This is a genomic window from Thiocapsa imhoffii, assembly GCF_016583985.1.
Taxonomy (GTDB): Bacteria; Pseudomonadota; Gammaproteobacteria; order Chromatiales; family Chromatiaceae; genus Thiocapsa; species Thiocapsa imhoffii.
The window spans coordinates 16403-30923 of sequence record NZ_NRSD01000020.1 but is presented as its reverse complement, the minus strand read 5'-3'; the positions used below and the strand labels follow the sequence as shown (position 1 = coordinate 30923).

The 14521-nt window shown below is 61.3% G+C and carries 8 protein-coding genes; 1 reads left to right on the top strand and 7 read right to left on the bottom strand.

Annotation, left to right across the window (positions count from 1 at the left end; all coding sequences use genetic code 11):
• Positions 1-30: 30 nt before the first annotated feature.
• The 3 genes from CKO25_RS16000 to CKO25_RS15990 form a co-directional block, all read right to left on the bottom strand.
• Positions 31-645, bottom strand: a complete 615-nt coding sequence (locus tag CKO25_RS16000) for a response regulator transcription factor (RefSeq protein ID WP_200388951.1) — start codon at positions 643-645, stop codon at positions 31-33.
• Positions 642-2879 (bottom strand): PAS domain S-box protein, encoded by a 2238-nt coding sequence (locus CKO25_RS15995; protein ID WP_200388950.1) that lies wholly within the window; start codon positions 2877-2879, stop codon positions 642-644. The genes CKO25_RS16000 and CKO25_RS15995 overlap by 4 nt, the downstream gene beginning before the upstream one ends.
• Before the next feature lie 132 nt (positions 2880-3011).
• Positions 3012-4886, bottom strand: coding sequence for an EAL domain-containing protein (locus CKO25_RS15990; RefSeq protein ID WP_200388949.1), 1875 nt, complete (start codon positions 4884-4886; stop codon positions 3012-3014).
• Between the two features lie 312 nt (positions 4887-5198).
• Between CKO25_RS15990 and CKO25_RS15985 the strand changes: the two genes are divergently transcribed.
• Entirely contained in the window at positions 5199-8366 is a 3168-nt protein-coding gene (locus CKO25_RS15985) for a chemotaxis protein CheB (RefSeq protein WP_242467663.1), read from the top strand.
• 175 nt (positions 8367-8541) lie between these two features.
• Here the strand turns inward: CKO25_RS15985 and CKO25_RS15980 are convergent, their stop codons facing one another.
• The 4 genes from CKO25_RS15980 to CKO25_RS15965 form a co-directional block, all read right to left on the bottom strand.
• Positions 8542-8808 (bottom strand): hypothetical protein, encoded by a 267-nt coding sequence (locus CKO25_RS15980; RefSeq protein WP_200388948.1) that lies wholly within the window; start codon positions 8806-8808, stop codon positions 8542-8544.
• Positions 8809-9330: 522 nt separating this feature from the next.
• Positions 9331-11370 (bottom strand): TniQ family protein, encoded by a 2040-nt coding sequence (locus tag CKO25_RS15975; protein ID WP_200388947.1) that lies wholly within the window; start codon positions 11368-11370, stop codon positions 9331-9333.
• Between the two features lie 4 nt (positions 11371-11374).
• Positions 11375-12481 (bottom strand): TniB family NTP-binding protein, encoded by a 1107-nt coding sequence (locus CKO25_RS15970; protein WP_200388946.1) that lies wholly within the window; start codon positions 12479-12481, stop codon positions 11375-11377.
• The gene (locus CKO25_RS15965; protein ID WP_200388945.1) at positions 12478-14502 is read right to left on the bottom strand and encodes a TnsB C-terminal domain-containing protein; all 2025 of its coding nucleotides are present in this window, start codon (positions 14500-14502) and stop codon (positions 12478-12480) included. The genes CKO25_RS15970 and CKO25_RS15965 overlap by 4 nt, the downstream gene beginning before the upstream one ends.
• Positions 14503-14521: the final 19 nt, after the last annotated feature.

The window sequence follows — 14521 nt, the reverse complement described above, 5'->3', positions numbered from 1 at the left end:
CGTGAATGGCGGTCCACTCACGCAAGGGAGCTATCGCTGTTGTCTGAGTGGGATGGTCAAACGCACCAGATCCGCCACCGATTGAACGCCGAGTTTCCGCAGCAGGTTGGCGCGATGTGTTTCGATCGTGCGAATACTTACACCCAGGTCTCGCGCGATCACCTTATTGGCATGACCGTGCACCATCTTATCCAGGACGGTGCGCTCCTTAGGCGTTAATAACTCGAAGCGAGCGGACATCTCCAACGGGTCTCCGAATTCTTCGCGGAAACGCCGATCCTCCGCAAGTGCGAAGCGCGTCCGCTCAAGGAGATGCTGGTGATTGACCGGCTTCTGAAGAAAATCGATCGCACCCATTTGCATCGCCCGCACGGCCATCGGCACGTCACCGTGCCCACTGATCATGATGACCGGCAAACCGATGAGCCGGGCCTGAAGCGCTTGCAGCAGCTCCAGACCGTCCATCTCGGGCATGCGCACATCCAGGATGACGCAGCCGGGTCGGTCAACCTCAACGTGCGCGAGAAAATCCCCGGCCGATGAGAAATCCTCGACCCGGAGTTTGACCGACTCGAAGAGCCAGCGCAGTGATTGGCGAACATCGTCGTCGTCGTCGATGACGAAGATCGTGGGGTTCTTATTCATGTGGATCCACCGTCGCGCTGGATGGGGAGACGAAAACCGAACAGGGCGCCGCCGCCTGGACGCGGTTGAGCCCAGATGGTTCCGCCGTGCGCCTCGATGATGGTTCGGCTGATGGAGAGTCCGAGCCCGGTACCGTCATCCTTGGTGGTGTAGAAAGGATCGAACAGTTTACTCTGGTTGGCGGTAAGCAGACCCTGGCCACGGTCACCGACAATAAGCCTGATCTGATCATCCACTTCGCCGTCGCTCCTTTCGATGCCAACCTCGACATCAACATCGACCGACAGACAACGTTGGGCTGTGGGAACCTGCTCCATGGATTCTAAACCATTGAGGAGTAAGTTGATCAGGACCTGCTCCAACTGCACGAGATCACCCTGGACCCGCGGCAGGTGGGGCGGACAGGATGCCTCGATTCTGGCCCCTTGCAGTTTGGTCTCGGCTGCAACCATCTGGACGGCCCCCTGAACAACCTCACACAGATCGAGCGACGCGGACGTCGAGGAGGTCTTCCGGGAAAAAGCGCGCATCCGTTCAATGACCCCGCCGGCCCGCTCGGCGATTCTGGCGATCGCGTATAGCGCGGTGCGGATGTCACCTTGGTCCGACGCAGCAGCGTTGAGCCGCTCGATCGCTCCGCCGGCATAGGTGCCGATCGCCATCAGCGGCTGACTGACCTCATGAGCGATCCCGCTGGCCATCGCACCCAGGGTCGTGAGGCGCCCGACACGCGCCAGTGCGGCGCGGTGGGTGTGCTCGCGTTCCTCAAGGGACTTGCGTGCACTAATGTCTTCGATCACTGAGATGTCGTATTTGAAGCGGCCGTCACCGTCTCGGAGCGCCGCCGTGGTGAGATTGCACCAAATCGTCTTCCCCTGTTTCGTGAGGACCCGGTGCTCGATGTGGGGTTTGGTACCGAGCCCTGAACGAATCTTCTCAACGAAGCGCGACACGGCGGCGCGGTCCTCCGGATGGGTCAGCGCGTCGTAGCTGAGCGCGAGCAGTTCGTGCTCCCGGTACCCCATGATGCCGCAGAGCTTGTGATTGACCCTCAGAAAGACTCCCTGTGCGTCAATATGGGCCAGACCAACTGCTGCCTGCTCGAAGGTGGCGCGGAATCGCTCCTCACTCTCGGACAGCGCCCTCCGCACGCCGAGCGTCTCGATGATCTGGCCGATGCGTTCGGCAAAGGACCGCAGCAGAGCACGGTCATCATCGTTCCAGCCGTGCTCCACGTGCCTCTGGTCCACACCAAGGAGATAGGTGTCGCGCTCCCCTGCTCGCAGGGGGGCGACCATACTCCAGCAGGGTGCGATTCCCCCGTGCAGCGCGGTCGGTGCGATGACCTGCTGTTCGATCACGCTTTCGGGCGCGTCACGGGCAGCGCGAAGCAGCGCCTTTAGAGGCGGATCCCAGGGGATCGTTCGATTGCGCAACGGGAGACCGGGCCAATCAGGAACAGTAACCGCGGCGATGATCGCGACTCCGAGCGCGCTCGGTTCGCATGGGTGAAGAAGCCAGGCACGTTCCGTCTGTAGTTGTTCCCGGACGATCCGCAGCATCTCATCCATGACGCTCTCCGCACTGAAGGCTGACGACGTGACCGCCGAGAGACGCTCCAGGCCGGAGACCAGTCGCTCCCGGGACCGTGCGGCAGCCGCGTCGACGGCACGTTGGATGCGCTCGCGCTCGATGATCTTGCGTTCGGTGATATCGGTCAGGATCGCGCGGATCTGCACTGCCCCCGCGCGGCTCTCGGCGACGCTCTCCAGCATCAGGACGCGATCCACCGCGGTCGGTGTCAGTCGACCCGGCACCGGGCACAACTCCCCGACTTGGCGCTGCTGCGTGTCCAGGGTTTGAGCCAGTTGTGCCGCGACCGTCCTGCGATCTCCTCGCGCCACGAACCGCTCGAGCGCATGGCCGATGATCCGTTCCCGTGGGATGCCGAGCAGCGCGGCACCAGTCAAATTGATGCCGAGAATGCCCCCTTTATGATCCAGTGTCAGATAGCCGACGGGGGCAAAATCATAGAGATCCGCGTAACGCTCGCGAGACTCTTCGAGCACAGTGTGCAACGCCACCAGCTCGCGATTCTGCTGCTCCAGCTCGATTTGATGCACCAGCAGATCATGCACGAGTTGCGCGAGCTCGTCGGAACCGTTGCCCTCTTCGCCGAGTCGCTCCATCAGATGCCCCAGCCGCTCGTTGCTGTCCTCTTCAAATGTCGTCATCTTGCCACCCAAGCGGATGTCAGGGTCACCCTCATTCGCTTGCGGATGGCGATGAGGCGTCGGTGGAGCCATCCGGGAAGATAGCCTCGGTCACTCGACATCAATCCAAGGTTCTGATGACAGCTCAGCATCTCAGGTCCAGGATTTCACGAACGCCATCAGTTGCTCCGTATCGACCGGTGCTGCATAGAGATCGCCTTGAGCGCTCGTGAACCCGGCTTGCCGCAGCAATTGCGCTTGGCCCTCGGTCTCAACCCCTAACGCTACCACACGCATCCCCAGACTCATGCCGAAGGCCAAAATGGCCTTGGCGATCGCAGCATCATCACCGCCTTCAACGAGACCGTCGATCACGGATTTATCGATCTTGAGTTCACTGATCGGCAGACGACGAACCTCGCCAAACGCGGATGACACTCCCCCGAATTGATCGATTGACAGCCCAACATCGAGTGCTTTGAGCCGATGCAAGGTCGCCATGGTCGCAGACGAGGCAGCCATGAAGACTTGTTCCTTCAACTCTAGGCATAAGAGTTGGGGATCGAGGTCCAGTTCGCGGAGCAAGGCATCGAGGCTCTCGACGAAACCCGGCTGCTCCAGCTGCCGTTGGGACAGATTGACCTTCAAGACAACCATTTCGTCGAGCCCTGCCGCCTGCCAACGCTTGCGTTGGGTACAGGCGGCACGGAGGACCCAGCGATCAATGTCTCCGATCAGTCCGGTCTCCTCCGCAAGTGGAAGAAAGCGCTCCGGGGGCAGAAGCCCTAACAGAGGATGCTCCCACCGGACCAAGGCCTCGACCCCAAGAATTCGCCGAGAATCCAAAGCGAGCTGCGGTTGGAACAACAGCACCAATTCGCCGTTGACCACCGCCTTGTGCAGGCAGGCCAGCAGACGCACCCGCTCGTACGCCAGCTTGGTCATCTCGTTGCGGTAGAATCTGAAGGTGCTCCGGCCCTCTCCTTTAGCGATATACATGGCGGCATCAGCATGGCGGATCAGATCCACCGCATCGACACCGTCATCAGGATACATACTGATGCCGATACTCACTGAAAGCTGGACCGCGCCATGTAACCCGGTGAAAGGCTGCGACATGGCATCGATCAGTTTCTGGCCAATCAGACCGGCGGCATCCATCGTCTGCAGTGGAGCAAACAGCATCAGGAACTCGTCGCCGCCAATACGGGCGACACTGTCGCGTTGACGAACACGCTCGCACAATCGTTTGGCCACTAACTTGAGAATACGGTCGCCGAAGGCATGACCGAAACGGTCATTCAGGGACTTGAACCGATCCAGGTCGACAAAGAAGACCGCGACCCGATGCTGGTCCCGTCGGGCATCCGCGATGGCCTGCTTGAGCCGATCCTCGAAGAGTGATCGATTCGGCAACCCCGTAAGTGAATCATGCAGCGCCAGGAATGAAAGCTCCTGCTCACGCGCTTTGAGTTGATCGAGCAGACGCCGCTGCTCAGTCGTATCCAGCAAAACGGTGAGACAAACCGGCGTGCCGTCGTCGGCGACGGCCGGTTCGCTGTCCAGGCGCAGCTCGAACGTTTGACCATCCTGTGCGCTCGTCAGGTGTGCGATCAGGGTCTGGCGCTGGCCGGTGCGACGAACGCGCTCGAGGTGCTTGCGCAGCGCGGGTCCCTGGCCGCGGTCGAGATGGCTCCGCAGTGGGCTGCCTAGGAGGCGCGTGCGCTCCACGCCAAACAGCGATGCCGCGGTGAGATTGATCTCGCGGATGAGGCCACTATGATCGAGGGTGCAGTAACCGACCGGCGCCCAGTCATAGAGATGGGCATAGCGGTCACGCGAGATCTCCAGCGCGTGTTGAGCCTCGCGCAGCTCGCGGTTTTGCTGGTCCAGCTCGATCTGATGAATACGCAGATCCTGCATGATCCGACGCACCTCATCGTCCCCGCACAGATGGGAGGGTCCCGGCGGCCCTTTCTCATCGCTTGGAACAGCGTTGTCGACGTCGATGTCGGATCTTCGTGGCACTGCAAACCTCCGTTGTCCGAGCGTGCTCTGACTTGGAGAAGTCTCGAATGATGGTCGCGATCAGCCGCGGCGACGAATATTCGGATCAACCCCGCGGAGCGCAGAAGAGATCACGCGGATTTAACGTGCCCCAGCCAAAGCGATTCATACCCTCACAATAGAATCATTCGCGACATTTTGTGATTCGCGAAAGCCCTCGACCCTCTCCGTATTGCTACGCAGAGTGACATGGGCGAAGGCTGCTGGTTCTGGGCCTTGACAGGGTGGCCCGGACAATGCGTTGATCATCGATCAGGGCTTGGGGAGCTGGTGATGAATACTGATCCGCGTGGATTGGATGATGAGGCGATTCGGATCAATGGACCATTGGGGCAAGACAGCGGTCCGGATGCGCTGGGGTCGCGTCGCCCCGTCGCGGATCCGCCCATGAGCTCGACCGCGCCGAAGCAGGAGCGATCCGCGCCTCAGTGCGCGTCTGAGTCCGCGCGCGAGGCCGAGTCGAAGGCGTCAGAGACATGTGCCCTACTCGGGGTGACAGAAGACTCCCCGATCACGGTCGCCGACCCCGGATGCCCGATCGTTGGCATCGGCGCCTCGGCTGGGGGCCTCGATGCCTTCCGTCGTCTGCTCGGCCGCCTCCCCCCAGATGCTGGTTTGGCCTATGTCCTCGTGCAGCATCTCGACCCCGATCACACGAGCCTGTTGGCGACCCTGCTTGCGGGCGCGACCCGCATGCCGGTGCTCGATGTCGTGGACGGTCTCACCGTCGAACGCGACCATGTCTATGTGATTCCGCCGAATTGCACCCTCGGCGTGCATCACCGCCGCCTGCTCCTGCTCGAACGTCAGGAGGAGCGCGGCCTGCACCTTCCGGTGGACTATTTCTTCAAGGCCTTGGCGAAGGACGTCGGGGCACAAGCGATCGGCGTCGTCTTATCGGGAACCGCGTCCGATGGCACGCAGGGGCTCGCGGCGATCAAGGCCGCCGGGGGGATCACCTTCGCGCAGGACGAGGCGAGCGCCGAGCACTTCGGCATGCCCGGCAGCGCGATCGCCGCGGGCTGTGTGGATTTCGTCTTGTCCCCCGGCGAGATCGCGACCGAACTCGTGCGGATCGTACATCACCCTTATCTACATCAACCGGGGTACGACAGCGCGGATGAGCTGTTCGCCAACGAGAGTGAGCTGAGCAAGATCTTCATGATCTTGCGGGCGCGCACCGGCAACGACTTCACCTTGTACAAGCGTACTACCATTTTGCGCCGCATCAAACGCCGCATGGCGGTGCACAAGCTCGATCGCGTCTCGGATTATGTGCATTACCTGCAAACACAGCCGACGGAGGTCAGTCGCCTGTTCGATGACCTGCTGATCAATGTCACCGGTTTTTTTCGCGAGCCGGACGCCTTCGAGACCTTGCGCGAACAGGTCTTTCCCATCATCTTCGATCGCCTGAGTTCGGATTCGGGCGGAGAGTTCAGCGCTAGGCGAAGGGTGCGTGTTTGGGTGCCGGGTTGCGCGAGTGGCGAGGAGGCGTATTCCTTAGCCATCCTGATCATTGAATATCTGGGTGAACGTGCTCACGGGACTACCATCCAGATCTTTGGCACCGATATCGACGTTCATGCGATCGATAAGGCCCGCACCGGCCTGTTCGGCGACGAGATTGTCACACAACTCTCCCCAGCACGGCTGCGACGCTTCTTCGTCAAGGTTGCGGGCGGTTATCAGATCACCAAAGGCATCCGGGATCTGTGCGTGTTTGCGGTCCAGAATCTCGTCAAGGATCCCCCGTTCTCCAGACTGGATTTGGTCTCCTGTCGCAATCTGATGATCTATCTGGGCCTGCCCCTACAGAAGCGCGCTTTGCAGACCTTTCACTATGCTCTGGATGCCAATCGATTCCTGATGCTCGGTGCCTCGGAGTCGATCGGCGCCCAAGCCGAGCTGTTTGCGCTGGTCGATGCAAAGGGCAAGATCTATCTCAAGAAGTCCAACGCCCCCAGACTCGATCATGGTTTCATGCCACCCGTCTTCGCCGCGGCGGACGAGGATTCGATGGTCCGCCGTACCCGCGCGACACGAGGGCCCGCCGATCTCGGTGAGGCCACTGATCGCTTGATCCTCAAACACTACAGCCCGGCGGGTGTCGTGATCTCGAGCGACCTGGAGGTGCTGCATTTTCGCGGTGAAACCGGTCCCTATCTCAATCCGCTACCAGGTGCGGCGACCCTGAATCTACTCAAGCTAGCCCGCCCTGAGTTGGCATTCGAGTTGCGGGTCGGCATCCAAAAAACGCTAGCCACCGGCGAGGCAGTCCGTCAAGAGCGTGTCTGGCTCCGGCACGATGGGGAGGAGACCTGGGTCGGGATTCGGGTCCTGCCGATGGATCCAGATGCGAGCACGTCGGGGCGGATGTTGATCCTCTTCGAGGAGCAGCCCGTTGGCGAGGTCGATCACGCAGCGGCGGGCATCGGGGAGACCGGTGATACCGCGGCGGATGCGCGGATCAGCGCCCTGAATCGGGAGCTGACCTCGACGCGTGAGTATCTCCAGTCAATCATCGGCGAGCAGGAACGGATCAACGAGGAACTCAAGGCGGCCAACGAGGAGATCCAATCGGCTAACGAGGAGTTGCAAAGCACCAACGAGGAGCTGGAAACGGCCAAGGAAGAACTCCAGTCCACCAACGAGGAGCTCGCGACCGTCAACGACGAGTTGGAGAATCGAAATCAGGATCTCGGCGAGGCCAACAGTGACCTGACTAACCTCTTGGCGAGTGTCAATCTGCCGATCCTCATCTTGGGTCCAGATCTGTGTATTCGCCAGTTTACGCCTCAGGCGCAACGGCTCTTGAACCTGATCGCCGGCGATCTTGGTCGCCCGATCGGCAACATCAAACCCAACCTTGAGATTCCGGATCTGGAGGAACGGGTCCATGCCGTCATCGATCAGGTCTCGGTGCAGGAATTCGAGCTCCAGGATCGCGAGGGGCACTGGTATTCGGTGCGAATCCGTCCCTACAAATCGTTGGAGAACCGGATCGACGGCGTGGTGATCGCCTTCATCGACGTGGATGTGCTTAAGGATTCACAACGACTCTCCAAGGCCCTTGAACAAGAGCAGCGGCTGGCGGCGCTCGTGAGGGACGCCGACGATGCCATGACGGTCCACGGGTTCGACGGGCGCATCCTGGCCTGGAATCCGGCTGCGGAGCGCAGCTATGGCTATCTGGAGCCCGCGGCCCTGGCGAGCCGCAGTGAAGACTTGATGCCCGAGGATGCCCTAGCCGTCCATCGCGCCATGATCGCGCGGATGCGCAACCACGAACGCGTGGAGCCATTCATGACCAAACGCCTGACAGCCGACGGGCGGCATCTACGCGTCTTGATCCATCCGACCGCACTCCTCGATGCCAACCTTCAGCCCTATGCCCTAGCAACGACCGAACGAATCCTCACCGAGTCGAGTAAAAATTGATGCGCGTAACGCGATGCTTGTCCCCATGGTGCGAAGACAAACCGGAGGAAGGCAGACTCGAACGGTTCGAGGTTCATTAGAGTCTGGGGAAGCGATGAATAGGCCTTGGTTTGTGGGTGATCTTGGACACGGGTATGGATCTCACTAGAACGTCATGCTTATTCTGCACATCGTCTCAGTCGACTGATTCAATCAGGGTTTGAGCGTGCCCCTGCAGCCGTCCACGCAACCACTCAGTCAAATCCACATCAACACCAGTCGCAAGTCGCCAATCGGTTTCTTTATCAACCTCAAACCAAGCAAACCCAGCAATCCCCCACGCCATCATGTCGCCAACGGCCGCCCTGATCCACGCGTCCTTGTCCCCGCCCTCCACGGCGCTGGACATCTCGAACACGACGATCGGCTTGTGCGCGTTGAGCGCCCGGAGTTCGTCGAACATTGGCCGCATGATGTCGGCGAATGAACGGAATTCACTCTCCCATCCATCGTAGGCACACTGGAATCGCCAGATTGTGTTGTTATCAAAAACAATAGGATAACAGAAAACTGCACACGGAGATTCAGACTCGTTCGCGACCTATGCCAAGATTTGACGCCAAATCAGGGGGCTATACCTGGATTTGCTGCCCGGTTGATGCTGACACCGACCTGTCTGCTATCCGCAGATTTGTCGGGCAGCGGCAGTCAGCTATTTCCAGATTTGTCAGACGACGGCAGGGAGTTATTCCTGGATTGGTCAGGCGACGGCAGTCGGTTATTCCTGGATTTGTGCAGGCGGCGCGAAGCCGCCGGTGCGCGCAGATCGGATCACTCGGACGAGCAGTGGTGTCGAGTCACGACACGTGGGGTGCGCGTCACGCAGAGACGCGTTGGAGGGGACGGACTGTCGGAGGGCGAACGGAGGTCGGGGCCGGTCGAAAGGAGGCTGGCGCCCCGACGTCTTACGGAAGAGTCGATCGAATCAGGTTCGGAGAAGCCGGAACGCGGCAAAGGCCGGGTCGTCGCGACGGTAGAGGTGGACCTTGCCGGCACCCGAGCCGAGCGTGAGATGGGGCGTGAGCAGATCCAGTTTGCGCAAGTTGGCGCACAGCCAACGCTCACGTCCGATGGCGCGACCGATCGTGCTGCTCGTGCACGATGTGGCCCACAGGGACTCGATCTTCTTCGCATCCTCTACCGTCACGATGACCGACCCTGCGTAACGCTGTGCGCAGACATGACCGGTATCGAGCCAAGTCGCCCGGAACTCTCGATCGGATTGGCCGAGGGATCGTGCCATGGTGGCGGCGGTGCGAAAGTGCCCACGGATCCGATCGGCGAGCGTGTAGACAGCATCGGCGTTGAATGTCAGGTAGCGGGCATCCGAATCGCGTGGTGACAACCAGCCCTCGTCGACGACGCTGCGCACCAGCCGGACCGGGATGCCGAGTGCTCGGGCGCAGTCGCGTGTCGACAGGATCGCTTCCGCAGAAGGCAGATCGGCCAAGCGCTTGCGTCCAGCAGGCGAGCGGTATGGGGTCGTGGCGACCTCGACTAAGTCGATCCCTTCAACATCGCCCCGATGGAAGACGAACGTCACGCCGGAATCGATTCCAGGCCCACTGGCGGGTCTGACTCCGTGAGAGCGCAGGCGACTGGAGAAGGTCGTGGCGGACGCGCCGATCGCGGCGGCGAGGGCTGAACCGAACACAAATTCACGCTCGAACGCGAACAGCTGCTCAGCAGTGATGACCCAGGTGACCGCGCTGCCTGATGCACCCTGGCTGGCGGGAAGCAGTCCTGCATGAATAAGGCCCCGTAACGATTCGCTATTGGTGCCGAGGTGCCGGGCCGCCGTCGATATCGTGTACGCCGCCGGACCGGGTGGCGAATCGGAACCCGGTTCGTTCGACGCCTTGGCCATGGCGGGCTGCCCGGCAAGTGCACCAGCCAGTGATGTTCCGATGGGCCCTTCGCGCAGGGCTTGAAGCGGGTGGTGCGGATGGGACGGCAGCTGGTCCGTCACGCGATTGAGTAACGCATTCACCTGAACGACCGGCACGCGGTTGTCATCCGTGATGCTGAGGTGGCCGTCGCGCACCAATGTGCCGAAGGCCATCCGGCCGATCCCGAGACCGGCCATCGCCAGCGCGGCCGGCCACGTCAGATCGGCGCTGATGCATGCGCGGATCGCCGGCATCCCAACAGCAAGCAGGTTCTGTGCGTGCTGCCGGGCTCTATCTGACGCACCGGCGAGCAGGGGTGCGAGCGCGATCCGAGGATGCAGAGCTACCCCCCGGTCAGGTTGATCCAGATACCCGGCGGCAAAACCCGCACCGGCGAAGAGCCGCGTCAGGATGGCGACGACCATCCGATGCGACACCACGACACCCAGATCGCGCCAGCCGATGACCGTGCGGTGCAGGGCGGTCAGCAGATCGAGCCCTGCCTGGTCAGCATGCGTGATGAGATGCGCCATGAGTGATGCCTCCTCAGTGGTGCAGGTGCTCTGGCGGGAGACCATTCCCGACGGCGCGCATCCGCAACCCAGCGGATCCCCGGCGGGACTCCAAGGGGTCGAACACACCGGACACGCTGTCCCGAGCAGCACCCTGTGCCGGGCGCAGGCGTGGGCTGCGATATGGTCCCACTCGGCTCGCGCGAAGCCCTCTTCCAGATAGCAGGACAGGCACAGTTTGGAATGTCGGAACTGCAGATCCCCGACGCCGACGTGCAGGTTGTGCCAGATTAGGTCGTCTTCTCGCGCCCCGCCGCTGCGCCGATAGGCGCATCGAGCCGCCTCGTCCCGGCCGATGCCGGTACGGACACAGATCTCGACGAACAGGGCGGGGTGCCGTGCGATGGTGCCTAAGGCCGTGACGGCGTCATCGACGGATGGTTCGAGGTCGCGAACGAAACTGATCGTCGATGTATAACCGTTGCCGAGTGCCGCCCGCCGCAGCAGGCTGAGCGGCGCCTCGCCGGGCTGAATCCGCGGAACGAAGGGGTGGCGATGGGTCATGGCATCACACCCTCGCAGCGCCGATGAGTGCATTGACTTCCGCCGTTTCGAGAGCAAATGGATTGATCGCTTTACCTGCACGCACCTGATCCATCGCGTCGTCCTGCTCCCGGATGTGCGTGGCTGCCATTTTGATCCGTGCGTTGGTCTCTGCCCTCGATCGGAACCCTTTTTCGAAATGTGCCGCGGTGATGATACGGGCCTTGAGGTTCGCTGCGAGACAGGCGGCGTCCATGACGAGTGTCTTGACACGCGCCGGCGATCCTCCGGTCGCCAGATAGAGCCGGTTCGCATAATCGAGATTCCCATTGAACTCGATGAAGCGGTCGAAGTGTTTCGCCATGTCAGTCATGAGATGGCTCAGCAGAAAATCGACAAAATCCGCCAATCCATCATCGCCATCAGGGGGTGGCGAAAAGGGCTTGAGATGAAATGTTGACTTGAATCGGCGCGCAAGCTGCTCGTCGGAGTTGATGATATCGATTGTCCGCGGTAACCCCATCAGGATCACGGTGATCTTAGTACGATTGATCAACGCCTTGATCCAGTTCAATGCGGCGCCGAGTTCTTTGCTGACGCCGTTTCTTCCGCTAGCGCCCAGCGTAGAGAGATCATGACTCTCATCAAGGATAATGGCCTTCGTTTGGATCTGTTCCATCTGGAAGATCAACCGCTCAGTCAAAACGTGCGACGTGCCGTTCAGGGCCGTCTCGTCGCCCATGGCGCGTAAGAGGTTCCGCGCCAACGAGCGATTCGTAACCGGGCTCTTGATCGAGGTGATGAGGACCGGCTTCGTGAACTGGTAGCCGAGACGGAATTCGGTTTCCTGAAAGCCGTACTCCTTCTGGATGATGTCGCATAGGGTGGTCTTGCCGCATCCCGAATCGCCGACGATCACCGCATGATCGAACTCGGAGAGGACGCTATTGCGTTCGATCACGCGCTGTGCGCCTTTGTATGCCTCATCGAGCAGCCTGTGGCGGATGATCGTTTCGCTGAGATAGCGTGAGATCTCCGCTTCTTGCGGCGTAAGGATGGGAGTCGCCGCCTTCGTCAGGCTGCCGTTCTCGGTCGCGGTGGGTTCCGGGGTGACATGGCACTGGTGATTCATCGTAGTTCTCTCGTAGCGACAATGCGGGGCGGGAGCGGTTTGCGGGTTTTGCGCACTGCATCGGGCGGGGCGTCCGGGCACGATGGTTCCGCTGGACCATCGGGAGACTGCTCCCGCTCGGTCGCGTCACCCGCTGCCGGATTCGGCGGTGTCTCGGGCAGCGTTTGCGGGGACGGATCCGGGCGCTTGCGCTGTGGGCGCTTACGCGGTGGGCGATCCGCCGTGGCGTCGGGGCCAGCCGAAGCCGTGGTGGCCGGTTCTTCGGGTTTAGGGCCGGCGTTGTCGAGTTGGCGCTGCAGAAGCGCGGTGTCGCGTTCCCGATGGGTGTCGAGCAACCGCTCGCGGCGCGCGGCGGCGACCTTGTCTTCGGCGTGACCCAAGGCGGCAAAGTACTCGACGCGCAGGCGATAAAGTTCCGCGTCGGATTGCATCATCAATCGCTCGTACGCCGCCTTCTGCTTCAGCGCCTTTTTCAGCAGATTGTGTTCGTAGAGCGACAATTGCTCCATGTATTGGGGGCGGCGCGCCGTCGCCTTGAATTGCTGTTTGTGCCCGGGCGGGATCACGATGGCAAACGACAGATCGAGCTCGTCCAGTCGCACCTCCACGGCGGGCTTGCGCCCTTCCTCGCGCTCCCGCCTCTCCCAGGTCGCCAACGCATCCGAACCCCACCGCAGGTCGTGGACTTGGACACATCCCTTGACCACGATGCGTTCGCAGGAGCTACGGGTAAGGTGTTCGGCTTCGTCCTCGAAGACGGTTCGCACCGGTTTGTTCGCGACCGCCTCGGCCCATACGGCCTGCGGAGTTCGTACCAGTGCACGATGCTCGGTGACGTGGTAGTGGTCGCGAATCCACGTTTCGACCTCGGCGCGCAGCTCCGACAGCGTCATGCGCGCCTTGTCTTGCGACTGGTAGTCACCGCGATCGGTCGGGTTCGAGAAGGTTGTGCCCGGCAGCTTGTGGATCAGTTGTTCGTTCAGCGTGAGATAGAAGCGCTCCACGTTGGCCTTGCGGTTCGGCATGTACGGAGGGCTGTGTTCGAGCGTGATGCCGAGTTGCGTGCAGGCCCGGATGAACCCGCTGTCGAGATAATCCGAGCCGTTGTCGACGATGAGTTTGTCGGGGATGCCACGCGGCTGGTCGGCATAAGGCACCACGGCATGCCGGAGCGTTCTCAGCAATGTCGCGCCGCAGAACGGGGCCAGGGAGATGTGAACTCCCAGAATGCACCTGGAGAAGACGTCCAGGATGACCGTTAGATACGGCCGTCCGATATCCCTGGCCAACTGGCCGTCCCGGGCTTCTTCGACGATGACGATGTCCATCATCTGCCCGTCGGCCATCGTCAGTTCCAACGGCTCGGTGGCGTGGAATCCGATTCCCGCCGCGCGATGGACACGCTTGGCGTAGGGCTTGCCAAAACGCTCGGCATCAAGCTGATAGGCATCGATTCGCTTGATATGTCGACGCACGGTCTCGGCCGAGGGGACGGTGAGGCGTTCGGTCGGCTTGTTGGCGTTGAACTCGTATACGGAAAGCGCGACGTCGGCATGGACCGCGCTGATGGAGTTGCGCTGGTCGCTGAGGTAGACGCGTTTGATCGACCCGGCGATGATTGTGGCGAGCGCCGAAGACTCTTCGAATCGACATCGAGATGGTTTCGGCTTGGGCATCAAGGCCGATTCGGCGGACCCGTTCTTGCGCCATGTTTGAACCCAGGCGGCAACCGTCGACGGTTTCGGCGGCGCGTCGTCGCCGATCTCGGTGGCGACTTCCTTGATGACGGGTGCGATAGCACGCTGGGAACCAAGATGCGTGGCGCGCCTGGCCACCGCTTCGACATAGTGAAGCTTGCGATTCAGTGCGGCGATTTGCGGATCGGTCAGCCCGGCCCGGGATAGGCTGCTTCCATTGAAAGGCTGATAGGTGATCTTGATGGCGTCGCTATCGAGTGCCTCCGTGGCGGCCGCAAATGACATGGAGCGCACCATTCCGCCCTTGACGGGGTTGAGGCGCAAGGAGTCGCGACCGACGTAA